The organism is Streptomyces halobius, from assembly GCF_023277745.1.
Taxonomy (GTDB): domain Bacteria; phylum Actinomycetota; class Actinomycetes; order Streptomycetales; family Streptomycetaceae; genus Streptomyces; species Streptomyces halobius.
The window spans coordinates 7,798,408-7,822,063 of the sequence record NZ_CP086322.1 but is presented as its reverse complement, the minus strand read 5'-3'; the positions used below and the strand labels follow the sequence as shown (position 1 = coordinate 7,822,063).

General features: G+C 70.8%; 21 protein-coding genes. 2 read left to right on the top strand and 19 right to left on the bottom strand.

From position 1 onward, the window contains the following. Nucleotides 1-159 precede the first annotated feature (159 nt). From K9S39_RS35480 to pgsA, 14 genes are all read right to left on the bottom strand, one after another. On the bottom strand, nt 160-708 hold the full coding sequence (locus K9S39_RS35480) for an adenine phosphoribosyltransferase (protein ID WP_248867433.1): 549 nt from the start codon (nt 706-708) through the stop codon (nt 160-162). Further along, complete coding sequence (gene secF, locus K9S39_RS35475) at nt 705-1,823, bottom strand: protein translocase subunit SecF (protein ID WP_248867432.1); 1,119 nt, start codon at nt 1,821-1,823, stop codon at nt 705-707. Before secF ends, K9S39_RS35480 begins: the two co-directional genes overlap by 4 nt. 1 nt (nt 1,824) lies before the next feature. Further along, nucleotides 1,825-3,624: a protein translocase subunit SecD gene (secD, locus tag K9S39_RS35470; RefSeq protein ID WP_248867430.1), complete on the bottom strand. Its 1,800-nt coding sequence runs from the start codon at nt 3,622-3,624 to the stop codon at nt 1,825-1,827. Nucleotides 3,625-3,775: 151 nt separating this feature from the next. Further along, nucleotides 3,776-4,300 carry a preprotein translocase subunit YajC gene (yajC, locus tag K9S39_RS35465; RefSeq protein WP_248867428.1) on the bottom strand — a complete coding sequence of 175 codons (525 nt, stop codon included), beginning with the start codon at nt 4,298-4,300 and terminating at the stop codon, nt 3,776-3,778. Nucleotides 4,301-4,462: 162 nt separating this feature from the next. Further along, entirely contained in the window at nt 4,463-5,539 is a 1,077-nt protein-coding gene (ruvB, locus tag K9S39_RS35460) for a Holliday junction branch migration DNA helicase RuvB (protein WP_248867426.1), read from the bottom strand. A gap of 82 nt (nt 5,540-5,621) precedes the next feature. Continuing rightward, entirely contained in the window at nt 5,622-6,242 is a 621-nt protein-coding gene (gene ruvA, locus K9S39_RS35455; protein WP_248867424.1) for a Holliday junction branch migration protein RuvA, read from the bottom strand. After that, a complete protein-coding gene (gene ruvC, locus K9S39_RS35450) occupies nt 6,239-6,817 on the bottom strand; it encodes a crossover junction endodeoxyribonuclease RuvC (protein WP_248867422.1) in 579 nt (192 codons plus the stop codon). Before ruvC ends, ruvA begins: the two co-directional genes overlap by 4 nt. Before the next feature lie 271 nt (nt 6,818-7,088). Continuing rightward, a complete protein-coding gene (locus K9S39_RS35445) occupies nt 7,089-7,841 on the bottom strand; it encodes a YebC/PmpR family DNA-binding transcriptional regulator (RefSeq protein WP_248867420.1) in 753 nt (250 codons plus the stop codon). Nucleotides 7,842-7,959: 118 nt separating this feature from the next. Then, complete coding sequence (pdxT, locus tag K9S39_RS35440; protein ID WP_248867418.1) at nt 7,960-8,565, bottom strand: pyridoxal 5'-phosphate synthase glutaminase subunit PdxT; 606 nt, start codon at nt 8,563-8,565, stop codon at nt 7,960-7,962. A gap of 16 nt (nt 8,566-8,581) precedes the next feature. After that, nucleotides 8,582-9,493: a pyridoxal 5'-phosphate synthase lyase subunit PdxS gene (gene pdxS / locus K9S39_RS35435; RefSeq protein ID WP_248867416.1), complete on the bottom strand. Its 912-nt coding sequence runs from the start codon at nt 9,491-9,493 to the stop codon at nt 8,582-8,584. A gap of 167 nt (nt 9,494-9,660) precedes the next feature. Then, the gene (locus K9S39_RS35430) at nt 9,661-10,206 is read right to left on the bottom strand and encodes a hypothetical protein (protein ID WP_248867414.1); all 546 of its coding nucleotides are present in this window, start codon (nt 10,204-10,206) and stop codon (nt 9,661-9,663) included. A gap of 77 nt (nt 10,207-10,283) precedes the next feature. Beyond that, the gene (locus K9S39_RS35425) at nt 10,284-11,435 is read right to left on the bottom strand and encodes a glycosyltransferase family 4 protein (RefSeq protein ID WP_248867412.1); all 1,152 of its coding nucleotides are present in this window, start codon (nt 11,433-11,435) and stop codon (nt 10,284-10,286) included. Next, nucleotides 11,432-12,391, bottom strand: coding sequence for a phosphatidylinositol mannoside acyltransferase (locus tag K9S39_RS35420; protein WP_248867411.1), 960 nt, complete (start codon nt 12,389-12,391; stop codon nt 11,432-11,434). The genes K9S39_RS35425 and K9S39_RS35420 overlap by 4 nt, the downstream gene beginning before the upstream one ends. Further along, nucleotides 12,388-13,044 carry a phosphatidylinositol phosphate synthase gene (pgsA, locus tag K9S39_RS35415; RefSeq protein WP_248867409.1) on the bottom strand — a complete coding sequence of 219 codons (657 nt, stop codon included), beginning with the start codon at nt 13,042-13,044 and terminating at the stop codon, nt 12,388-12,390. Before pgsA ends, K9S39_RS35420 begins: the two co-directional genes overlap by 4 nt. 299 nt (nt 13,045-13,343) lie before the next feature. Between pgsA and K9S39_RS35410 the strand changes: the two genes are divergently transcribed. Further along, nucleotides 13,344-15,542 (top strand): elongation factor G-like protein EF-G2, encoded by a 2,199-nt coding sequence (locus K9S39_RS35410; protein WP_248867407.1) that lies wholly within the window; start codon nt 13,344-13,346, stop codon nt 15,540-15,542. Nucleotides 15,543-15,667: 125 nt separating this feature from the next. Continuing rightward, nucleotides 15,668-17,347 (top strand): hypothetical protein, encoded by a 1,680-nt coding sequence (locus tag K9S39_RS35405; RefSeq protein WP_248867406.1) that lies wholly within the window; start codon nt 15,668-15,670, stop codon nt 17,345-17,347. Between the two features lie 52 nt (nt 17,348-17,399). On the opposite strand, the gene K9S39_RS35400 is transcribed toward K9S39_RS35405, so the two are convergent. The 5 genes from K9S39_RS35400 to K9S39_RS35380 all read right to left on the bottom strand — a co-directional run bounded on the left by K9S39_RS35400 (nt 17,400) and on the right by K9S39_RS35380 (nt 23,409). Further along, nucleotides 17,400-18,518 (bottom strand): YncE family protein, encoded by a 1,119-nt coding sequence (locus K9S39_RS35400; RefSeq protein WP_248869102.1) that lies wholly within the window; start codon nt 18,516-18,518, stop codon nt 17,400-17,402. A gap of 424 nt (nt 18,519-18,942) precedes the next feature. Then, entirely contained in the window at nt 18,943-19,500 is a 558-nt protein-coding gene (locus tag K9S39_RS35395; RefSeq protein WP_248867404.1) for an HIT family protein, read from the bottom strand. A gap of 76 nt (nt 19,501-19,576) precedes the next feature. Then, the gene (thrS, locus tag K9S39_RS35390) at nt 19,577-21,556 is read right to left on the bottom strand and encodes a threonine--tRNA ligase (protein ID WP_248867403.1); all 1,980 of its coding nucleotides are present in this window, start codon (nt 21,554-21,556) and stop codon (nt 19,577-19,579) included. Nucleotides 21,557-21,658: 102 nt separating this feature from the next. After that, entirely contained in the window at nt 21,659-22,843 is a 1,185-nt protein-coding gene (locus K9S39_RS35385) for a hypothetical protein (RefSeq protein WP_248867401.1), read from the bottom strand. Further along, nucleotides 22,843-23,409, bottom strand: a complete 567-nt coding sequence (locus K9S39_RS35380; protein ID WP_248867400.1) for a DUF4365 domain-containing protein — start codon at nt 23,407-23,409, stop codon at nt 22,843-22,845. The genes K9S39_RS35385 and K9S39_RS35380 overlap by 1 nt, the downstream gene beginning before the upstream one ends. Nucleotides 23,410-23,656 lie beyond the last annotated feature (247 nt).

The following is a 23,656-nucleotide window of genomic DNA, read 5'->3' as shown; positions in this document are numbered from 1 at the left end:
TGACACAGCACCAGGGGCACCCGAATTCTTCCTGGTGCCCCTGGTGCGCAGGTGACCACCGGCCCTTAAGCGCCGGTGGTCGTCCCACTGCGGGAGCGCTACGGGCACACTCGAGCGCCGGTGGCCGTCCGGCCGTGGCGGCGCTCCGGAAAGCGCGGCTCAGACCGTGATCAGGGCCTCCAGCGGAGCGCCCTTCAGGCCGGACTCCAGCCGCTGCCGCCCGGCCAGGAAACCGAGCTCCAGCAGCACCGCCAGGCCCGCGACCTCCGCCCCCGCACGGCGGATGAGCTGCAGCGACGCATCGGCGGTGCCACCGGTGGCCAGGACGTCGTCGATCACCAGCACCCGGTCGCCCGGGGCCAGCGCATCCGCGTGCATCTCGATCTCGGCGGTGCCGTACTCCAGCTCGTACGCCTGGCCGAGCGTGGCCCCGGGCAGCTTGCCGGCCTTGCGGACAGGGACGAAGCCGATGCCCGCGCGCACCGCCACCGGAGCGGCGAGGATGAATCCGCGCGCCTCCAGACCCACGACCTTGTCCGCCCGATGACGCGCGCACAGATCGACGAAGGCGTCGGTGAGCGCGCCGAAGGCGGCCGCGTCGGCCAGCAGCGGCGTGATGTCCTTGAACATCACGCCCGGCTGCGGGTAGTCCGGGATGTCCGTGATCCGGTCCAGGAGCAGCTCGCGCAGCTCGGCGGAGGCACTCACCGGCGCTTGCCCGACGGGCGGCCACGGCCACGGTTACGGGACGCGGCCCGGGGGCCCACGACCGCGGCGCCGTCGCCGGCGTCCACGTCATCGGCGCCCACGGGGACCGCTTCCGGCGACTCCTCCTGGGCCGCGCCCTTGGCGGCGGCCGCGGCGCGCTTCGCCAGCACCCGCTTGGCCAGGGCCTTCATCTGCGGCTCGCGCTCCTTGAAGTCGGCGACCAGCGGGGTCGCGATGAAGATCGAGGAGTACGCACCGGCGGCGAGACCGACGAACAGCGCGAGCGAGATGTCGTTGAGCATGCCCGCCCCCAGCACACCGCCGCCGACGAACAGCAGACCGGCGACCGGGAGCAGCGCCACGACGGTGGTGTTGATGGAGCGCACCAGGGTGCTGTTGATGCTCCTGTTGGCGACCTCGCTGTAGGTGAAGCGGGTCTGTTTGGTGAGGTCCTTGGAGGCTTCCTTCAGGCTGTCGAAGACGACGACCGTGTCGTAGAGGGAGTAACCGAGGATGGTCAGCAGACCGATGACCGTGCCCGGCGAGACCTCGAAGCCGACCAGGGCGTAGATGCCGACGGTGATGGTGATGTCGTGGATCAGCGCGATCAGGGCCGCCAGCGCCATCCGCCATTCGAAGGCGACGGCCAGATAGAGCACCACGAGCAGCATGAAGACGGCCAGGCCCTGCCATGCCTTGTCGGCGATCTGCTCACCCCAGCTCGGGCCGACCAGCTGGGTGTTGATGTCCTTGGCCGGGACCTTCAGCTCCTCGGCGAGCTTTTCCTGCACCGGGACGGACTGCTTGGTGTCCAGGTCGCTGATCTGGATGCGCAGCGCGCCGCCGCCGAGCTTCTGCACGACGGCCTGGTGGCCGCCGGACACCGACTCGGCCATGTGCTCCGCCTGCGTCACCGACACGGAGGTCTTCGGGGTGGTGAAGACCGCGCCGCCGGAGAACTCGATGCCCTTGTTCAGGCCACTCACCGCCAGGCCGACGATGGCCGTGATGGTGATCAGGATCGAGACGCCGTACCAGATCTTCCGCTTGCCGATGAAGTCGTAACCGACCTCGCCGCGGTAGAGCCGGGCGCCGATGTTTCCGAGCTTGGACACCTCACGCCTCCTTCGTCTGGGTGGGGGCGCTGCGGCGTCGGCGCAGCGGCGGCTTGGCGCCCAGCCGCTCGGGATCCAGGCCGGACCAGGAGTGGCCCTCGTAGAAGAACTTGCGCTTGGCGAGCAGGGTCATCAGCGCCTTGGTGAAGAAGAAGACCACGACGACGTCCAGGACGGTGGTCAGGCCGAGCGTGAACGCGAAGCCCTTCACCTTGCCGACGGTGACGATGAACAGCACCGCGGCGGCCAGGAACGACACGAAGTCGGAGACCAGGATCGTACGGCGGGCCCGCGGCCAGCCGCGCTCGACGGCCGGACGCAGGGTGCGGCCCTCGCGGATCTCGTCCCGGATGCGTTCGAAGTAGACGATGAAGGAGTCGGCGGTGATACCGATGGCGACGATGGCGCCGCAGACCGCCGGGAGGTTCAGCGCGAACCCGATGGCCGGGCCGAGCAATGTCATGATCGCGTACGTCAGGACCGCCGAGACACCGAGGCTCGCCAGGGCGACCAGGGCCAGCCCCCGGTAGTAGGCGACCAGGTAGACGATGACCAGGGCGAGGCCGATGGCGCCGGCGATCAGACCGGCACGCAGCTGCTCGCTGCCGAGCGCCGCGGTGACCGTGGTCTCGTCATCGATCTTGAAGGAGAGTGGCAGGGCGCCGTAGGACAGCATGTTGGCCAGGTCCTCGGCGGACTGCTGGGTGAAGCCGCCGGAGATGGTGGCGCTGCCGCCGTTGAGCCGCTGGCTGACGCGCGGGTCGGAGACCACCGCACCGTCCAGGATGATCGCGAACTGGTTCTGCGGCTGCACCTTGGTGGCGAGCTTGCCGGTGATGTCAGCGAACTTCTTGCCGCCCTCGGAGGTGAAGTCCATCTGGACGATCCAGCCCTGGCCCTGCTGGCTGTCGAAGACCGCCTGGGCGTCCTTGACGTCGGTGCCCTCGACACCGATCGGGCCGAGCACATACTTCTGCGAGCCGTCTTCGTTGCAGGCCACGACCTGGTCGGTCGGCTTGGAGCTCGCGGCCTGCTGACCGGCCGCGGCGCGGGACGCCTTCGTGGAGCAGTCCAGGGCGGCGAACTTCTTCTGCAGCGCGGCCGGGATGTCCTCGGCGCCGCCCGGGGGCGGCGGAGGCGTCGCGGGCTTGGACGGGGAGGAGGACGCGGTGGGCTTGGCGGTGGGTGCCTTCTTCAGGGCGTCCGTGACGGCGCGGCCCTGGGTCGTGGCGCCCGCGGTGGGCGTCGGCGTCGACGAGGCGTTCGCCTTGTCGCCGTCCTTCGCCCCCTGGTCGCCCTTGCCCTTGGCCTCCTGATCGGTGCCGCTCTTGTCCTTGTCCTCGCCGTTCGCGCCCTTGGAGGGGCTGGGGGAGGGCTCGGGGGACTTGGTGCCCGCGGTGGTGGTCAGCACCGGGCGGAATCCGAGCTGGGCGGTGGTGCCTACCTGCGCCCGGGCCTGCTTCGCGTCCGTCCCCTTGGGGATGTTCACGACGATGTGGTTGCTGCCCTGCGTCTGGACCTCGGACTCGGACACGCCGAGACCGTTGACGCGCCGCTCCATGATGCCGGCGGCGGTCTTCATGTTGGTCTCGTTGATCGCGTTGGGCTTGCCCGGCTGGTTCTGGGCCGCCAGCGTGAAGCTGGTCCCGCCGGCCAGGTCGATGCCCAGCCGGGGCGTCTTGGTGCCGGTGTAGAACATGGCCCCGACCAGCGCCACCATCGCGATCAGGATCAGGACCAGGGACCGCCCCGGATGACCCTGGCTCGCGGGCGCCCTGCGGCCCTTCTTCGGTGCTGCCACCTTCTCGTATCTCCCTGTCCAACCACTCGGCTTCGGGTGTCTGCCGAGCGGCCACGAAGTGTTGTGGGGACGTGCCCCCGCCGGAGCCTAGACCGTCCCGGAACCGCGACGCACCGCCCGTGGGGCGCGCCGCGGTTCCGAATGGTCGGACTTACTTCGCGTCGGCGCCGCCGGCCTTCTTCTCGTCCTTGGCGACCTCCGCCGTGGCCTTCGCGTCGTCGGCGTCGTCGGCGGCGTCATCGGCGTCGTCGGCGGGCTTGTCGGCGTCGGCCCCGGCCTTGCCCAGGTCGATCTTGTCGGCCTGATCACCCGTGGCGGGCGCCTCATCGCTGGAGGCCTCGGTCAGGGCGGAGGCGTCGTCGGGGACGACCGGCTCGTCGTGGAGGGCGCCCTCGGCGCCGTCCAGGATGCGGTTGTACTCCTCGTCCGCGAGTACGGAGCCGATCGCGTTCTTGGCGTAGATGGCGTGCACGCCCGGGGCGACCTCCAGGAGGACGGTGTCCTCGTGGATTTCCTTGACGGTGGCGTACATGCCGCCGATCGTCCGGACGCCGGTGCCGGCCTGCATTTCATCCCGCATCCGCTGGGCCGCCTGCTGCTTCTTCTTGGCGGACCGCGTCATCAGGAACATGGCCCCGATGAGGACGATGAAGGGGAGGAGAGTCATGATGCTCACGGGACGGAATTCCTTCGCACGACCGCTGAGGCACGGTCTGATATACGGGGGTGGGTATGCCGGTCCAAGCAGACGGCATCGGCGGAGTCTAAGCGAGTCCCCACCAGTGGAACAACGCCCAGCATCGCACCGTAGTTCCTGACCGGGCGAGTCCCCGCGCCGTCAGGGCCCGAACAGGCCCTGCTGTCCGCTTCCGCCCGCCTGCTGCTGGGGCGGGACCAGGCCCATGTGGGCCCAGGCCGCCGGAGTCGCGATCCGGCCGCGGGGCGTACGGGCCAGCAGGCCCTCGCGTACCAGGAACGGCTCGGCGACCTCCTCCACCGTCTCACGTTCCTCCCCCACGGCGACCGCGAGGGTGGACAGCCCCACCGGGCCGCCGCCGAAGAGCTTGAGCAGCGCGGTGAGCACCGCGCGGTCCAGACGGTCCAGGCCGCGGGCGTCGACCTCGTAGACCGCCAGGGCCTGCGAGGCGATCTCGCGGGTGATCACGCCGTCGGCCTTGACCTGGGCGTAGTCGCGGACGCGGCGCAGCAGGCGGTTGGCGATACGGGGCGTGCCCCGGGAGCGGCCGGCGATCTCGGCGGCGCCCTCCGCCTCCACGGCGACGTCCAGCAGACCGGCCGAGCGGTGGACGACCCGCTCCAGCTCGGGCGGGGCGTAGAACTCCATATGGCCGGTGAAGCCGAAGCGGTCGCGCAGCGGCGGCGGCAGCAGACCGGCCCGGGTGGTGGCACCGACCAGGGTGAAGGGGGGAAGTTCGAGGGGGATGGCGGTGGCCCCCGGCCCCTTCCCCACGATCACATCGACGCGGAAGTCCTCCATCGCCATGTAGAGCATCTCCTCGGCGGGCCGGGACATCCGGTGGATCTCGTCGAGGAAGAGGACCTCGCCCTCCTGGAGGGAGGAGAGGATCGCGGCGAGATCGCCGGCGTGCTGGATGGCGGGGCCGGAGGTGATGCGGATCGGGGCGCCCATCTCGGCGGCGATGATCATCGACAGGGTCGTCTTGCCGAGGCCCGGCGCCCCGGAGAGCAGGACATGGTCGGCGGTGGCGCCGCGCGCACGGGCCGCGCGCAGCACCAGGTCGAGCTGTTCGCGCACCCGCTCCTGGCCGACGAATTCCTCCAGGTCCTTGGGCCGCAGGGCGGCTTCGACGGCGGAGTCCTCGCCGTCCGCGTCGGCCGCGACCAGCCGGTCGGGGGAGCCGGTGGCCGCATCGTCGGTGTCGTCCCAGTTCACTGCGGATTGCCTCGCGGGGTCGGGGCGGCCGGGCCGCCGGCGTGGTCGTACGGTCGGGGGCGCGGGGCCCCGGTGGCGGCGGTCATCGCGCCCTGTTCAGGTTCCGCAGTGCGGCCTTGAGGAGCCGCGGCGCCTGCGGCTGCCCGCCTTCGGCGACGGCCGCCTCGGCCTCCGGGGCGACCGCGTCGAGCGCCTCGTCCGCCTCCCGCGCCGCGTAGCCGAGGCCGATCAGGGCGGCGTGCAGCTGGTCGCGCCAGCCGGCCGGTGCGGCCGCGGCGACGCCCGCGCGGCCGGTGCCGGCTGGTGCGCCGAGGCGGTCCTTGAGCTCCAGGAGCAGCTTCTGCGCCCCCTTCTTCCCGATGCCGGGCACGGCGGTGAGGGTCTTCTCGTCGCCGTTGGCGACGGCGAGGCGCAGGGTGTCCGGGGAGTGCACGGCCAGCATGGCCTGGGCGAGCCGGGGCCCGACGCCGCTGGCGGTCTGCAGCAGTTCGAACGTCTGCCGTTCGTCGTCGTCCGCGAAGCCGTACAGCGTCAGCGAGTCCTCACGGACGACGAGGGAGGTGGCGAGCCGGGCCTGCTGTCCGACGCGCAGCCCGGACAGGGTGTCCGGGGTGCACTGGACGGCCATGCCGACACCGCCGACCTCGACGACGGCGGTGTCCGGGGCGAGGGCCGCGACCGGGCCGGAGACGTAGGCGATCATCGGGTGCCCTTCTGGGGGGTACGGCGGCGGGGGCCGGGGGACGGGACGGATGCGGGGGCGGCGCGGCGGGCCGCGGCATGCGCCTGCTGGAGGCGGTTTATCGCGGGGGCGCGCCAGATGTGGCAGATGGCGAGCGCGAGCGCGTCGGCGGCGTCGGCCGGTTTCGGCGGCGCGTCCAGCCGCAGCAGCCGCGTGACCATCGCGCCGACCTGGGCCTTGTCGGCCCGGCCCGATCCCGTCACGGCGGCCTTGACCTCGCTGGGGGTGTGCAGCGCGACCGGCAGCCCGTGGCGGGCGGCGCACAGCATGGCGACCGCACTGGCCTGGGCGGTGCCCATGACCGTACGCACGTTGTGCTGGCTGAACACCCGTTCCACGGCGACGCATTCGGGACGGTGCGTGTCGAGCCACCGCTCCATGCCCTGCTCGATCAGGACGAGACGGTGCGCGATATCGGCGTCCGCGGGGGTCCGCACCACGCCGGCGCCCCGCATCGTCAGCGGCCGCCCGGCCACCCCCTCGACCACGCCGATGCCGCAGCGCGTCAGCCCCGGGTCCACCCCGAGCACCTTCACGGTGCCCCTCCCCTCATGCCGTGCCCGGCGAACTCGCCGGGTCCGGCGCAATGCCTGCCTGGCGAACGTGCCGTCTGCCTGCCGTTCTTGCCGTCTGTCGAACTTGCCGTCTGCCGTACCGTTTCGGCCCGCCCTTCCCCCATGGGGGGGAGCGGAGATCCCCTGCTCAGCACAGTATCGGGTGGCACTGACAACGCGGCCGGCAACGCGGACGGGCCGACGGGGGTGTGTCCCCGCCGGCCCGTGAGGCGATCGAGTGTGCCGCGTTGTGTTACGCGTCCACCTTGGCCATGACGCTGTCCGGCACATCGAAGTTGGCGAAGACGTTCTGCACGTCGTCGCTGTCCTCCAGCGCGTCGATCAGCTTGAAGATCTTGCGCGCGCCCTCTTCCTCCAACTCGACCTGCATGGTCGGGACGAAGTTGGCATCGGCCGAGTCGTAGTCGATACCGGCCTCCTGGAGGGCGGTGCGGACCGCGACCAGGTCGGTGGCCTCGCTGAGCACCTCGAAGGACTCACCGAGGTCGTTGACTTCCTCGGCGCCCGCGTCCAGGACCGCGCCCAGGACGTCGTCCTCGGTCAGCTCGCCCTTCGGGACGATCACCACGCCCTTGCGGTTGAACAGATACGCCACCGAGCCCGGGTCGGCCATCGAACCGCCGTTGCGGGTCATCGCGACACGCACGTCCGAGGCGGCACGGTTGCGGTTGTCGGTGAGGCACTCGACGAGCACCGCGACACCGTTGGGGCCGTACCCCTCGTACATGATGGTCTCGTAGTCGGCGCCACCGGCCTCCAGGCCCGCACCGCGCTTGACCGCCGAGTCGATGTTCTTGTTCGGAACCGAGCTCTTCTTCGCCTTCTGAATGGCGTCGTAGAGGGTCGGGTTACCGTCCGGGTCGGCGCCGCCCATACGGGCCGCGACCTCGATGTTCTTGATCAGCTTCGCGAAGAGCTTGCCGCGCTTGGCATCGATCACGGCCTTCTTGTGCTTCGTCGTAGCCCATTTAGAGTGGCCGGACATCCGCCTGTCTCCTTCGCGTAACCCATTGAGAAACGAACGTCTAGATCCTACCGGGAGCCGATCAAACCGCCGTACGCCCACCCGTCGCCCGCCACCACCCCGAGATGAGCTACCCCAGCTACCGCTGGGAGGTACCCCCAGCGCACCGCACCATATTGACGAAGAAGGCGTGGATCCGGTGGTCGCCGGTCAGCTCCGGGTGGAAAGACGTGGCGAGGACGTCACCTTGCCGGACGGCCACCGCGTGCCCGTCGTACGTGGCCAGGACCTCCGCCTCCGCGCCGACCGACTCGACCCACGGCGCCCGGATGAAGACGCCCTCGACCGGTCCGCCCGGGATGCCCGCGACCTCGACGGCCGCCTCGAACGATTCGTTCTGCCGCCCGAAGGCGTTCCGGCGCACGATCATGTCGATGCCGCCGAGCGTCTCCTGGTCCTCCCGGGCGTCCAGCAGCTTGTCCGCGACCATGATCATGCCGGCGCAGGTGCCGTAGACCGGCTTGCCCGCCCGGACGAAGGCGCGCAGCGGCTCCAGCATGCCGAAGACGACCGCCAGCTTGGACATGGTGGTGGACTCGCCGCCCGGAACGACCAGGCCGTCGAGCCCGTCCAGCTCCTCGGGACGGCGTACCGGCCGGGCCAGGGCGTCCGCCTCGGCGAGCGCCGTGAGGTGCTCGCGGACGTCGCCCTGGAGCGCCAGCACACCGATGGTGGGGTTGCTCATCTGTGTTCCTACGTCCTTACCAGCCGCGGTTGGCGTAGCGCTCGGCCTCGGGGAGGGTGTCGCAGTTGATGCCGACCATGGCCTCGCCGAGGTTGCGCGAGGCATCCGCGATGACCTTCGGGTCGTCGTAGAAGGTGGTGGCCTTCACGATCGCGGCGGCGCGCTTGGCCGGGTCACCGGACTTGAAGATGCCGGAGCCGACGAAGACGCCCTCGGCGCCGAGCTGACGCATCAGCGCGGCGTCGGCCGGGGTGGCGACACCGCCCGCGGAGAACAGCACGACCGGCAGCTTGCCGAGCTCGGCGACCTCCTTGACCAGCTCGTACGGGGCGCGCAGCTCCTTGGCGGCGGCGTACAGCTCGTTGTGGTCGCAGCCGCGCAGCTTGGCGATCTCGCCCTTGATCTGGCGCAGGTGACGGACCGCCTCGACGACGTTGCCGGTGCCGGCCTCGCCCTTCGAGCGGATCATGGCCGCGCCCTCGGCGATCCGGCGCAGCGCCTCGCCCAGGTTGGTGGCACCACAGACGAAGGGGGTGGTGAAGGCCCACTTGTCGGAGTGGTTGACCTCGTCGGCCGGGGTGAGGACCTCGGACTCGTCGATGTAGTCGACGCCGAGCGACTGCAGGACCTGGGCCTCGACGAAGTGGCCGATACGGGACTTGGCCATCACCGGGATGGACACGGCGTTGATGATGCCGTCGATCATGTCGGGGTCGGACATGCGGGCCACGCCGCCGTCCTTGCGGATGTCCGCCGGGACCCGCTCCAGGGCCATGACGGCGACGGCGCCCGCGTCCTCGGCGATCTTCGCCTCTTCCGGCGTGACGACGTCCATGATCACGCCGCCCTTGAGCTGCTCGGCCATTCCGCGCTTGACGCGCGCGGTTCCGGTCTCGGGGTGCTGGGGCGTGGTGGGCGTGCTGGACACGGTTGACCTCACTCGATGCGGGTGGTTGTACGTCGCGGTTCACACAACCGTTTGTGCGGCACGCCGGAAAAGGGCCAATTAGAGGTCAGTGGCTCGTTACGGGCCGTCGGCGGCTCCTCGTCACCGCCGGGCGGCGACGTCCCGCCCCGCCACCGGGGCGGCCACCGTCAGTTTCCCGCCGAGCGGTCGTCCAGCACAGCCGGCGGCTCGTCGTCCATCTCGAAGGCCAGCGGGAACGGCGCATGACCCGCGAGCCGGAGGTAGCGCACCAGCCGATGCCGGCGGACGGCGCGCGCGGCCCGTACGGAGTCGTTGTGGAACCGGCGCGCCATCGGGACGCGGCGGACCGCGGCGGTGAGCTCGGCGACCGTCTGCTCGCCGCCCGGGGCCTCCCGTACGGCCTCCAGCTGCGCCTCCTCGGCGAAGATCGCGCGGAGCGCCTGGCTCAGCTCGCTCTCGGCCACCTCGCGGTGGTCCTCCTCGGCCTGCCGGGCCTCGTGCGCGGCCTGGTAGAGGACGATCGAGGCGGCGGGATCGAGGACGCCCGACGTACCGACCTCCTGCGCGACGGACGCGCGCCGCAGGAGCTGGGCGTCCAGGGCCGCCCGGGCGGCGTCGATCCGCGTGTGCAGCCGGTCGAGCCGACCGGCCGTCCAGCTCAGGTAGACACCGATCAGGACCAGGGCGGCGACGATCCAGATGAATGAGGTCACGGCGGGTCACATTACGTGATCCGCCGGGCTCGGCCTGGGCCGGTTGGGAGCAACCGGTCCGGGCCTGCCGAGCGCGGCTACCACCCCCACCGCGCCCGCAGCCCCACCCGCTCATCGGCCGCCACGGACGCCGCGCCGGCCGTGACCGTCTCGTAGACCGCGAGGATGTCGGCGCCCACCGTTGACCAGTCGAAGCGGCGTACGTGTTTGCTGCCGCGTTGGCGCAGTTCGGTGAGGCGTCGGGGGTGGTTCAGCAGGCGCACCGCGGCGTCGGCCAGGGCGTGGGCGTCCTCGTTGGTGAACAGTTCGCCGGCCTCGCCCTGGTCCAGGACCTGGGCGAACGCGTCCAGGTCGCTGGCGAGGACGGGCGCGCCGGCCGACATGGCCTCGACGAGGATGATGCCGAAGGACTCGCCGCCCGTGTTGGGGGCGACGTACAGGTCGACGCTGCGCAGCAGGCGGGCCTTGTCCTCGTCGGTGACCATGCCGAGGAATTCCACGCGGGAGCGCAGGTCGGCGGGGAGGGCGGCGACGGCCTCGTTCTCGTCGCCGCGGCCGGCCACCAGCAGGCGCGCGTCGGGCACCTCGGCGAGGATCGCGGGGAGTGCCTTCATCAGGACGGGCAGGCCCTTGCGGGGTTCGTCGATGCGGCCGATGAAGCCGATGGTCTTTCCCTGCCAGGCCGGGTTGGGTTCGGCCTGGGCGAAGAAGTCGACGTCGACGCCGTTGGGGATGACCACCGCGTCGCCGCCGAGGTGTTCGACGAGGGTGCGGCGGGCGTACTCGCTGACCGCGATGCGGGCGCTGATCTTCTCCAGGGCGGGCTGGAGGATCGGGTAGGCGGCGATCATGGCGCGGGAGCGCGGGTTGGAGGTGTGGAAGGTCGCCACGATGGGGCCCTGGGCCGCCCAGCAGGAGAGCAGGCCGAGGGAGGGCGAGGCCGGTTCGTGAATGTGGATGACGTCGAAGGCGCCGTTCTGGAGCCAGCGGCGTACCCGGGCGGCGGAGAGGAAGCCGAAGTTGAGGCGGGCGACGGAGCCGTTGTAGGGGACGGGGACGGCCCGGCCGGCGGAGACGACGTACGGGGGAAGGGGGGTCTCGTCGTCGGCGGGAGCCAGGACGGAGACCTCGTGGCCGAGCCGGACGAGGTGTTCGGCCAGGTCGCGGATGTGGAACTGGACGCCGCCGGGGACGTCCCACGCGTACGGGCAGACGATGCCGATTCTCATGCGGTCGGCCCCGTTTCCGTGCTGCCGGTCTCGTCGCGCGGTTCCAGGTCGGCGAGCCACAGGCGCTGGAGCATGTGCCAGTCCTGGGGGTGGTCGGCGATGCCGGAGGCGAAGGCGTCGGCGAGCTGCTGGGTCATCACGGCGGCCTTCTCGCCGCGGGTGCCGGTCTCGGGGACCTCGATCTCCGGGTGGACCCGGCCCCGCAGGATCGGGCTGTCGTCGTACCAGAGGGTGACGGGCAGCAGCATCGCCCCGGTCTGCAGCGCGAGGATCGCCGGTCCGGCGGGCATCTTCGTCGTCTCGCCGAAGAACTTGACCTCGATGCCCGAAGCGGACAGATCGCGGTCGGCGACGAGGCAGACCAGTCCGCCGGCCCGCAGCCGGCGGGCGAGGGTGCCGAAGGCCGCGCCGCCGGTGTGCGGCAGCACCTCCATCCCCAGCCCCTCGCGGTAGGCGACGAACCGGTCGTAGAGGGTTTCCGGCTTGAGGCGTTCGGCGACGGTGGTGAAGGGGATGTCGAGCTTGGTGGTGGCCCAGACGCCCGCCAGGTCGTAGTTGCCCATGTGGGGCAGCGCGAGGACGACGCCGCGGCCGCTCGCCAGGCCGTCGGTGAGGTAGTGGATGTCCTGGGGGGTGAATCCGGCCTTGACGCGTTCCTCGCTCCAGGCCGGCAGCCGGAAGGACTCCATCCAGTAACGCATGTACGAGCGCATCCCGGCCCGGGACAGCTCGGCCAGGCGCTGCGACGAGGCGTCCGGGACGACCCGGGCGAGGTTCGACTCCAGGCGCCGGACGCCCTTGCCCCGGCGCTTCCAGGCGATGTCGGCGATCTGCCGGCCGAGGCGTACCGCGACCCCTTCGGGCAGCTTCTTGACGGTGGCCCAGCCGAGCCCGTAGAGCGCGTCGGCGAGCCGGTCGGTGTCGATCAGGCGGTTGCTGCGTGGACTGCGGCTCATGCGCCGTTCCCCCCTTGAGCGATGGCGTCGGCCTCGGCCGACTCGCGCCGCACCGTCACGACGCGCTGGCCGAGGGTGACGGTGCTGCCGATGGCGACGATCCACAGGGCGATCGGCAGCAGGACATGGATGCCGGGCACGCCGAATTTCGCCAGTCCCGAGAAACCGCAGGCGACGAGCGTGACGACGAGCCGCTCGGCGCGCTCCACCAGGCCGTTGACGTTCACCGGCAGCCCGATGGCCTCGCCGCGTGCCTTGGTGTACGAGACGACCTGGCCGCTGGCGAGGCAGAAGATCGCGATGGCGCAGAGGGTCAGGCTGTCGCCGCGGCCCGCGTACCAGAGAGCCAGCCCGCCGAAGATCGCCGAGTCGGCGACCCGGTCCAGAGTGGAGTCGAGGAAGGCGCCCCAGCGGCTGGAACGGCCGAGCTGCCGCGCCATGTTGCCGTCGACCAGGTCGGAGAAGACGAACAGGGTGATGACGATCGTGCCCCAGAAGAACTCGCCCTGCGGGTAGAAGATCAGCGCACCGGCCACCACACCACCGGTCCCGACGAGGGTGACCACGTCCGGGCTGACCCCGATTCGGATGAGCAGGGCGGCGAACGGCGTGAGAACACGCGTGAAGAACGCACGCGCGTACTTGTTCAGCATGGCCTTCCCGGAGAGTCGATATGGGCCGTGCGGTCAAGGGGCCACCGGCTGGCCCATCGTAGCCAGGCGGCCAGGGGGCACCGCGAAGGCATCGCGGCGCGAGGTGCAACCCGGCGGCTCGGCGGATCCGTCCCGCGCCCCTCGGCGCTCCCGGGGGCCGCTGAAGCGCCCGTGCGCAGCCCGGAGGGGGCAAGATCGACAGTAAGCTCACCGATCGTCCGTTGTGCCATGTATGGACGCATCATGACCTCGGTGGAAAGCTCGAATCACCGCAAAGTGTCGACCTGGAGGCGAGACACATGAGCGACAGGACGAGTACACACCCAGGAGCCGCCGGAAGGGCATCGGCGGCCGACCGGCCCACCGCTGTGCGGAATGTGGTGCTGGTCGGCCACAGCGGGTCGGGGAAGACCACTCTGGTCGAGGCGCTCGCGCTGGCGTCCGGCGCGGTCAACCGGGCGGGCCGGGTCGAGGAGGGCGGCTGTCTTTCGGACTACGACGAGATCGAGCACCGCCAGCAGCGCTCCGTACAGCTGTCCCTGGTCCCGGTCGACTGGGGCGGCATCAAGATCAATTTGCTGGACACCCCCGGATACGCCGATTTCGTCGGGGAGTTGAGGGCCGGTCTGCGTGCCGCGGACGCGGCCCTCTTCGTTGTCTCGGCGTCGGACGGGGTGGACGGCTCGACCCGTATGGTCTGGGACGAGTGCGCGGCGGTCGGTATGCCGCGCGCCCTCGTCGTCACCCACCTGGAGGCGTCCCGCGCCGACTTCGACGAAATCACCGCACTGAGCCGCGGCAGCTTCGGCGGCGAGAACCCGGAATCCATCATCCCCCTCTATCTCCCGCTGTACGGCACACCGGGCGCCGACGGCCATGCCCCGGTGCACGGTCTGATCGGCCTGCTCTCCCAGCGGGTCTACGACTACTCCTCCGGGGAGCGCACCGAGCGCCCGCCGACGGCGGACGAGCTGCCGAGGATCGAGGAGGCCCGTAACCGCCTCATCGAGGGGATCATCGCCGAGAGCGAGGACGAGTCCCTCATGGACCGCTACCTGGGCGGCGAGGAGATCGACATCAAGACCCTCGTCGGCGACCTGGAGACGGCGGTCGCCCGGGGCACCTTCCACCCCGTGCTGGCCGCCGCCCCGGCCGTCGACGGCGCCAAGCAGGGGCTGGGCACCGTCGAGCTCCTGGAGCTGATCACCGGCGGCTTCCCGACCCCGGCCGAGCGGGAGGCGCCCGCGGTGACCGGGACCGACGGTTCCCCCCGGGAGGCGCTGGCCTGCGATCCGGCCGGTCCGCTCGCGGCCGAGGTGGTCAAGACCTCCTCGGACCCGTACGTGGGCCGGATCTCGCTGGTCCGGGTCTTCTCCGGCACCCTGCGTCCGGACGAGACGGTGCATGTGTCGGGCCACGGGCTGGAGGACCGCGGCCACGAGGACCATGACGTCGACGAGCGGGTCGGCGCGCTGACCACCCCCTTCGGCAAACAGCAGCGCCCGCTGCCGCAGGCGATCGCCGGCGATCTGGCGTGTGTGGCGAAGCTGTCCCGCGCGGAGACCGGCGACACGCTGTCGGCCAAGGACGATCCGCTGCTGATGGAGCCCTGGACGATGCCGGAACCGCTGCTCCCGGTCGCCATCCGGGCACACAGCAAGGCCGACGAGGACAAGCTCTCGCAGGGCCTGTCCCGCCTGGTGGCCGAGGACCCGACGATGCGTCTGGAGCACAATCAGGACACCCGTCAGGTGGTCCTGTGGTGCCTGGGCGAGGCGCATGTCGATGTGGCGCTGGAGCGGCTGCGGACCCGTTACGGCGTCCAGGTGGACACCGTCGAGCACAAGGTGCCGCTGCGGGAGACCTTCGGCGACCCCGCCGCGGGACGCGGACGGCATGTCAAGCAGTCCGGCGGCCACGGCCAGTTCGCGATCTGCGAGATCGAGGTCGCACCGCTGCCGGGCGGCTCCGGCATCGAGTTCGTGGACAAGGTGGTGGGCGGCGCGGTGCCCCGGCAGTTCATCCCCTCCGTGGAGAAGGGCGTACGCGCCCAGGCCGCGCGCGGGGTCGCCGCCGGGCACCCGCTCGTCGACATCCGGGTGACCCTGCTGGACGGCAAGGCGCACTCGGTCGACTCCTCGGACGCCGCGTTCCAGATGGCGGGCGCGCTGGCGCTGCGCGAGGCCGCCGCCGGTGCCCGGATCGATCTCCTCGAACCGGTCGCCGAGGTGAGTGTGCTGGTTCCGGACGACTTCGTCGGCCCGGTGATGAGCGATCTGTCGGGCCGACGCGGCCGGGTGGTGGGCACCGAGCAGTCGGGGGCCGGCCGTACGCTCGTCCGCGCGGAGGTGCCGGAGACCGAGATCGGACGGTACGCCGTCGATCTGCGCTCCCTTTCGCACGGCACCGGCCGCTTCCACCGGGTCTATCTGCGGCATGAGCCGATGCCGGCGCCGCTCGCCGCCAAGTACCGGGAAGAGGCGGAGAACGGCTCGTAGTCGACGGTGCGTCAGCCGTCGTCCGGCTCAACTCCCTTGGGCCGGCCGGCGGCTGTACGCTGAGTGAGGTCACAAGCTCGGCGGGTGTGCCGTGGGCGGTAGTCGGGAAAGAGCCGCATCATCGGATGCGTGCGGTGATGGGGGCGGTAGTGGCAGACGGCTTCGACTTCAGCCCGGGGGCGCAGGTGCCGCTCTCGGGAGGCGCGGGAGAGACCGCGGCGACCCAGGCGCTGGCCTCGGCCGCCTACCGGGACAACCCCCTCTCCGATATCTCCAAGGCCGACTCCGAATCCGGCACGTCCGACATCAAGAAACCGAAGCTGTCGCTGTTCGCACCCAACCTCGGCGAGGCGTTCTCGCGCGCCGTGCAGGTGCGGATGCTCGGCGGCGGGCGCGCGGCGCTCATCCAGTCCTTCGGCACGGAGCCGCAGACCGTCGTCGAGCACTGTCTGTCCGCCAGCCGCCTCCGCAAGCAGCGGGACAGCAAGCTGACGCTGCTGATGGTGCTGTTCGGGCTGCTGTTCCTGCCCGGCGTGCTGCTGTGGCTGGGTGCCTTCCAGCTCCGGAAGATGCTCTCCAAGGACGGTGAGGGCAACGGCGTCTCGCTGCTCGGCGGCGCGCTGCTGACCGTGCTCGCCGGCGTCGCCCTGTTCTTCATGATCAAGCTGCCGGTGAACGGCTTCTGGCCGCTGTACGCCCGCGCCATGGTCATCGCGCCGGTGATCGGCTGGTGGTGGGCCAAGCAGATCTGCGAACAGGCCGCCGTGACCATGCGGGCGGCCTGGAAGGGCCTGCTGGAGGGCGGTGGCGTGGCCGCGAAGATCCCCGAGGCGGTGCCGCAGGACCCGAACCAGGTCGCCGCCGAGACCCTCCGGCAGAATCTCGCCAAAATCTCCGCCGAGCAGCGCAGCAACGTCGTCTTCTACGCCGGCCCCAAGGGCATACTCGGCATGGGCACGCGCTGGGGCAGCTGGCAGCTCGCCGAGGAGCTCAAGCCCGCGCGGGAAGGCGTGGAGATCCACCCCTTCCGCAGCTGGGACGTCATCCGCGTGATCCACGACCGGCTGCGCATGCTGGAGCGCTCCCCGCTGCACACCGGCGGCTTCCCGCAGCCGTCGGTCCGCCACTGGATCGTCTCGCCGGTCGGTGAGAAGGCCGCCGCCGTCTCCCGCCCGGACGGCACGGACACCGACGCGTACCAGATCCGCGGGCACGAGATAGAGCGCATCTGCAACGAGCAGCAGTTCGGCGCCGGCAACCGCCACTACCTGGGCGTCCAGTTCGTCCTCTGGGACGGTCAGCTGGTGATCACCCTGATGATCACCGTCACGGTGCTGCACGAGACGCTGCGCATCGAGGTGACCGGTCACGCCCTCGGCCCGGTGCACTCCTTCTTCACCGGCAAGCCGGAGCCCAAGACCAAGGAGGTCGCCAAGACCGTCCGGTTCTGGGAGACGAAGAAGGTGACCCTCCCGCTCATCGAGACGCAGGAGGTCGTCCGCCTCGCCGCGCGGGCGCCGCTGACGTGGTTCCCGCCCGTCCTGGACTTCCTCGGCGGCAAGCTCACCCTCCCCGAGCCGTTCGGTCTGCGCCATGTCTGGGCCGACAAGCCCTGGCGCCACCGCTTCATGGCCGACGACGCGCTGCGCGCCGCGACCCCGGTCCTGCGGACGGTGCACGCCGCCGCCATGAGCGTGCTGAAGGAGAACGGCGTGGACACCGAGCGCTTCGACAACCGCTCCCTGGTCCTCAGCGGTGTGATCCAGGGCGTGGAGCCGCGCAAGGCGGACGAGTACAACGCCTAGCGGTGGTCGTCAGGGGCCGCACCGAAACGGCCCCTGACGGAGCTCGACGCCCTCAGCGGAAGATCCCGGTGTGCCCCAGCGAGTACCGCCCCGGCTGCGGATAGACCGCCAGCCCGTGCGGACCCTCGCCGACCGGGATCTTCGCCAGGGTCTTGCCGGTGCGGGTGTCCAGCGCATAGACCTCGGAGTGATAGCGGCCGGACAGCCACAGGACCTTGCCGTCCGCGGAGACACCGCCCATGTCGGGGCTGCCGCCCCCGGGAATGCGCCATTTGTCGACGAGCTTGCCGGTCGTGAAGTCGAGGAGCGAGACCGACCCCTCACCGCGGTTGGAGATATACATGTGCCGGGAGTCCCGGCTGACGTAGAGGCCGTGGGTGCCCCTGCCGGTGGGCATCAGCTTCGGCTCGCCGAAGGTGTCGCCGTTGAGGACCCACACCCCGTCGGCCATCATGTCGGCGACGTACCAGGTCCTGCCGTCCGGGGAGATCTTCACATCCTGCGGCATCGCCCCTTCGAACGGCAGCTTCTGCTGACCGATGACCTTCATCCGCTCCGTATCGACCTTGAGCAGTTCGCCGGAGAACTCGCAGGAGACGATGAAGTACCGCCCGTCCGGCGAGAAGTCGGCGTGATTGACGCCCGCACAGCCGACCGGCACGGTCTTGCGGATCTTCATGCTGTGCGGGTCCCGGAACACCAGCTGCTTGTCCATCGAGGCCATCACGACCGCGTACTTCCCGTTGGGCGTGAAGTAGAGGTTGTACGGATCATGGACATCGACGGGCCGGCCGGGCTTGCCGGTGGCGGGATCGATCGGGGTGAGGTCATGACCCCGGTTGTTGTTGACCCAGAGCGTCTTCAGGTCCCAGGACGGCACGACATGCTGCGGCTGCACGCCCACCCGGATCGTCTCGACGACCTTGTACGTCTTCGGGTCGATGACGCTGACCGTGTCGGAGCCGGTGTTCGGCACATACACCCGCGAGGGGAACTTCCTGACCTGCGGCGCCAGCTGGTTGGGCCGGTCCGCCGCGTAGAGATCGTGCTCGTCCAGCGGCGGCGGCATCCCCGGCAGCCCCCGCCCGGCGGCCTGGGCAGGCGACGACCGCACGGGATGCGGGCTCCGCTTCGCCGCGTCGGTCTCGCCGCCCCCGCATCCCGCCGCCATCAGCGCACAGGCCGCGGCGAGCAGCCCGGCCCGGCGGCCGGCGCGGGCCGTCCCGGCACCCTTCCCGCGACCCCGCGTGGGGGTCTCCCCGAACGAGGTTCGGGGGAGCGTGCGGTCAACGCCCATCACATCACCAGCTTCGTTGTCGTCACCGTGCGCGGACCGCGCCGGCGGAGGCCGTCAGGGCCCCGGAGCGGCACGGCCACCGTGCCGGCCTGCCCGGGATGGGACCTCACGCAGGAGTCCCGTGCGCAGGACGGGGCGTGCCGCGCACCGGCGCCCGCGGACGGGACGGCCGCGCGCGGCACGGCACAACGATCTTGGGAGGTCACCACACCCTTAGCGTGGCAACGAATGCGAGAAGCGGCGATCTCTCTGGTTCGTACGGGTGTACATCACCCCGCGGGCCCGCTCCGACGGCCCCTTACTCGGGCCAGGCGTCCGCGAGCATCGCCCGTGTGTCGGCGAGGAGTTGGGGCAGCACCTTGGTGTGCGCCGTGACGGGCATGAAATTGGTGTCGCCGCCCCAGCGCGGTACGACGTGCTGGTGCAGATGGGCCGCGATCCCGGCGCCGGCGACGCTGCCCTGGTTCATGCCCAGATTGAAGCCGTGGGCGCCGGAGGCGGTACGGAGCGCTGTCATCGCCTGCTTGGTCAACTCGGCGAGCTCGGTGGTCTCCGGCCCCGTCAGGTCCGTGTAGTCGGCCACGTGACGGTACGGGACGGTCATCAGGTGGCCGCCGTTGTAGGGGTACAGGTTGAGCACCGCATAGACCAGGTCGCCCCGCTTGACGATCAGCCCGTCCTCGTCCGACTTGGCCGGGATCGAGCAGAACGGGCAGCCATCGTCGCCCCCCGGGCCGGTCGGCTTGTTCTCCCCCTGGATGTAGGCCATCCGGTGGGGCGTCCACAGGCGCTGAAAGGCGTCCTGCGTCCCGACTCCGATCTGCTGCTCCGGCTCACTCGTCATGGTGGTCAGCATATTCCCCGGTGGGGACGTGCCGAGGGGCGGCCCCGAAGGGGACCGCCCCTGAAACCCCGCAGCGACGGGGAACACATCACACCTGGACGCGGCGCTGTACGACATCCAGGAGCTTGGCGATCGCCTGGTCACGCGGAACGCCGTTCTCCTGCGACCCGTCCCGGTAGCGGAAGGACACCGCGCCGTGCGCCATGTCCTCATCACCGGCAAGGATCATGAACGGCACCTTGGCCTTCTGGGCATTCCTGATCTTCTTCTGCATCCGGTCCGACGACGAGTCCACCTCGACCCGCAGCCCCTTGGCCTTCGCCTGGGCGGCGAACTCCTCCAGGTACGCGACGTGCGCGTCGCCGATCGGGATGCAGGTGGCCTGCACCGGGGCCAGCCACGCCGGGAAGGCGCCCGCGTAGTGCTCGAGGAGCACGCCGAAGAACCGCTCGATGGAGCCGAACAGGGCGCGGTGCAGCATGACGGGCTGCTGCTTGGAGCCGTCCGCGGCGGTGTACTCCAGGCCGAACCGCTGGGGCTGGTTGAAGTCGACCTGGAGGGTCGACATCTGCCAGGACCGTCCGATCGCGTCGCGCGCCTGCACGGAGATCTTCGGGCCGTAGTACGCCGCCCCGCCCGGGTCCGGGACCAGCGGAAGGCCCTGCTTCTCGGCGGCCTGGCGCAGCGCCTCGGTGGCCTCCTCCCAGTCCTCGTCCGAGCCGATGAACTTGTCCGACTCGTCGCGGGTGGACAGCTCCAGCTCGAAGTCGTGGAGGCCGTAGTCGCGCAGCAGGTCGAGCACGAAGGTGAGGAGCGTGTCCAGCTCCTCGGGCATCTGCTCCCTGGTGCAGTAGATGTGCGAGTCGTCCTGCGTGAAGCCGCGCGAGCGGGTCAGGCCGTGCACCACGCCCGACTTCTCGTACCGGTAGACGGTTCCGAACTCGAAGAAGCGCAGCGGCAGTTCACGGTAGGAACGCCCGCGCGACTTGAAGATCAGGTTGTGCATGGGGCAGTTCATGGCCTTGAGGCGGTAGTTCTGCCCGTCGAACTCTATGGCCGGGAACATGGCGTCCCCGTAGTGCGGCAGATGCCCGGAGGTCTCGAAGAGGCCCTGCTTGGTGATGTGCGGCGAGTTCACGAACTCATAGCCCGAGTCCTCGTGGCGCTTGCGGGAGTAGTCCTCCATCACCTTGCGGACGACGCCGCCCTTGGGGTGGAAGACCGCGAGGCCGGGGCCGAGCTCCTCGGGGAAGGAGAACAGGTCGAGCTCCGCGCCCAGCTTGCGGTGGTCGCGCTTCTCGGCCTCGGCGAGGAACTCCAGGTGTGCCTTGAGCTCGTCCTTGGTCGGCCAGGCGGTGCCGTAGATCCGCTGCAGCTGCGGGTTCTTCTCGCTGCCGCGCCAGTACGCCGCCGCCGACCGCATCAGCTTGAACGCCGGGATGGCGCGGGTCGACGGCAGGTGCGGACCGCGGCAGAGGTCCTTCCAACACAGCTCGCCGGTCTTGGCGTCGAGGTTGTCGTAGATCGTCAGCTCACCGGCGCCGACCTCGGCTGAGGCACCCTCGGCAGCGTCCGCCGCGGAGCCCTTGAGGCCGATCAGTTCCAGCTTGTACGGCTCGTCCGCCAGCTCCTCGCGGGCGGCGTCGTCGCTGACCGCGCGACGGGAGAACTTCTGCCCGCGCTTCTGGATCTCCTGCATCTTCTTCTCGATGCGCTTGAGATCGTCCGGGTGGAACGGGGTCTCGACGTCGAAGTCGTAGTAGAAGCCGTCCTTGATGGGCGGGCCGATGCCGAGCTTCGCCTCCGGGAACAGCTCCTGTACGGCCTGCGCCATCACATGCGCGGTGGAGTGCCGCAGGATGTCGAGGCCGTCCTCGGAGGTGATCTCGACGGGCTCGACCGCGTCGCCGTCGGCGACCTCGTACGCCAGATCCTTCAGCTCCCCGGCCACCCGCGCGGCGACGACAGTGCGCTCACCCTGGAAGAGGTCGGCGGCCGTAGTGCCCGTGGTCACCACGCGTTCTTCCCGCTCGGAATCGCGTTGGACGGTCACACGGACGTCTGACACCGGTCTCTCCTGACTCATGTCTCTTTCACGTCAGCGATTGCTGCGCACGCGAATCGTACCGAGCCTCCGCGCCCGACCGCGAAACGGTTTCCCCGGCCCCGGTCACTCCCCGTCCAGCGGTCCGCCGCACGCCTCCTCGAAGACGTCGAGATTCTCCTGGAGCGCCTTCATCAGCCGGTCCCGCTCCGCCTCGTCGGTCTGTACGGGGGTGACCTCGTGGCCCCCGGTGATCCGGCGGAAGCCGCCCCGGCTCTCCAGCCGCCCGGTCACCCGGATCGGCAGCCCCACCAGATGGGCATGCGCCGCGACCCGGTAGTCCTCCTCTTGCAGGGCGACCCGTACCTGCACCACATCGGCCCCGGTGATCACGCGCAGCCGCACCGTCCCCGGCCCGCCCGGCCGCTCCCTGCGCAGCCGTACGACCGCGCCGGTCACCCGCACCGGCAGCGACGGCTCGTCCCGTACGTAGCGCTGGGCGGCCCGCTGGAGCGCGGGGAGATCGCCGGGCGAGAACTCCACCGGTTCGGGGCGGGCGGGGCAGCCGGCCGGGGCGCCGGCGGCCGGTGACCATGCCACCGCGATCCGTACGCCTTCCACGTCCCGGACCAGCGCGATCAGGGCCTGCGCGAGTTCATGGCAGACGCCCAGCTCGACGGCGGCGTCGAAGGACTCCATGCCGCCGGTGGCCCGCTGGTAGTCGGTGGCGTCGCGGGCCGCGTGCAGCGCGCGCTGGAGCCCGGCGACGGCGTCGCGCCCGGCCCGCACCGGGACGTACGCGGCCAGCCGGCCCGCCGCTGCCGGGCCGATCAGCACCTCGCCCAGGAATCCCTCGGCCTGCCGCTTGTGCCGGGCGCCGTAGTAGCCGGCCTTGGCGTAGGTGCCCAGCGCGCCGGCGATCAGCATCGAGCGCGCGGCGCCGCGCAGCTGTTCCTGCGCCACCCAGAGGGCGGCCCCCGAGCCGTCGTCCGGGACCTCGCGCTCCCAGCGCACCTCGTCGCTGGGCATTGCGAGCCCCACCAGCACCTCGCGGGCGGTGGGCGCCGCGCTCTGAGCCAGCGCCGCCAGCGCCTCGGCCAGCAGCTCCGCGCTGTCGGGGAACCGTCGGTCGTGCGGCACCAACAGGCTGGTGCCGCCCACCCCGCCCGGCGGTGTCCATCGCGCGTAGCTGCCCCCGGCCCCACCCCTGCGCCGCCAGCCGTGCCGGGCCAGCAGCGCGCTGAGCACCGCCGGATCGACCTCCGCCGGGTCCAGGAGCCTCGTGTCGAATTCATCGGTCGGCCGGTACATCAGGGTCTCCCTCCCGCCCCGACCCGCGTCATGATCTCGCAGAGCGCGCGGTCGTCGAAGATCCGCGTGGTCGGGATCCGCACAGTGGTCCTGCGCCGGCCGCTGACCTTGTGGCCGGCCAAGTTGATCCAGTAGCAGCAGTGCCGCAGTTCGAGACGGTCGTGGCCCGCCCGCAGCCAGTCCTTCCGGTCCCGTGGCACCAGCATCACGACCAGGATCTTGTGCACCGCCACGGGCGTACGGGCCAGCGTCCTCAGGTGCTCGTTGTCGAGAGTGAAGGCGAACGTCGCCCCGGGCGGGCGCGGGGCGGTCTGGTAGGTGCATTTGAGCTGCACCTTGATGGTGACCTCGTCGTCGACGGTGTGGCCGGGCGCGGCGTGGCTGACGTGCCAGTCGATTCCGTTGTCCGGGAAGGGCTGCGCCAGCGAGCATCCCGAGGCAGCGGCGATCGCGTGCAGATAGCCGACCTGGAGGGTCTCCATGCAGGCGGTGGTGGCGAGTCCGCCGCGCCGCGGGGTGGTCCGCTGGGGCAACAACCCGCCCGGTTCGGGCTGCGCGAGCGTCATCGCGGTGGTGCCTTCCGGGCTGTGCCGATCGATGCGTCTGGAGGACGGGGAGTCGGCCGGCCGCGTACGGGAGCCTCGCTGCCCCCGCGCGCCGTCGGCCGTTTCCGGTGGCGTCCGGGGACGCCACCGCTGGACCGCGCGGAATCGCGTCGGCCCGTCACTGTGGTTGTCTCCGCGTCAAGTGGTCGGCAAACAAGGACGGTTCGACCACCGGTCGGCTCGGGTATCACCAGGTCGGGTGGCGTAC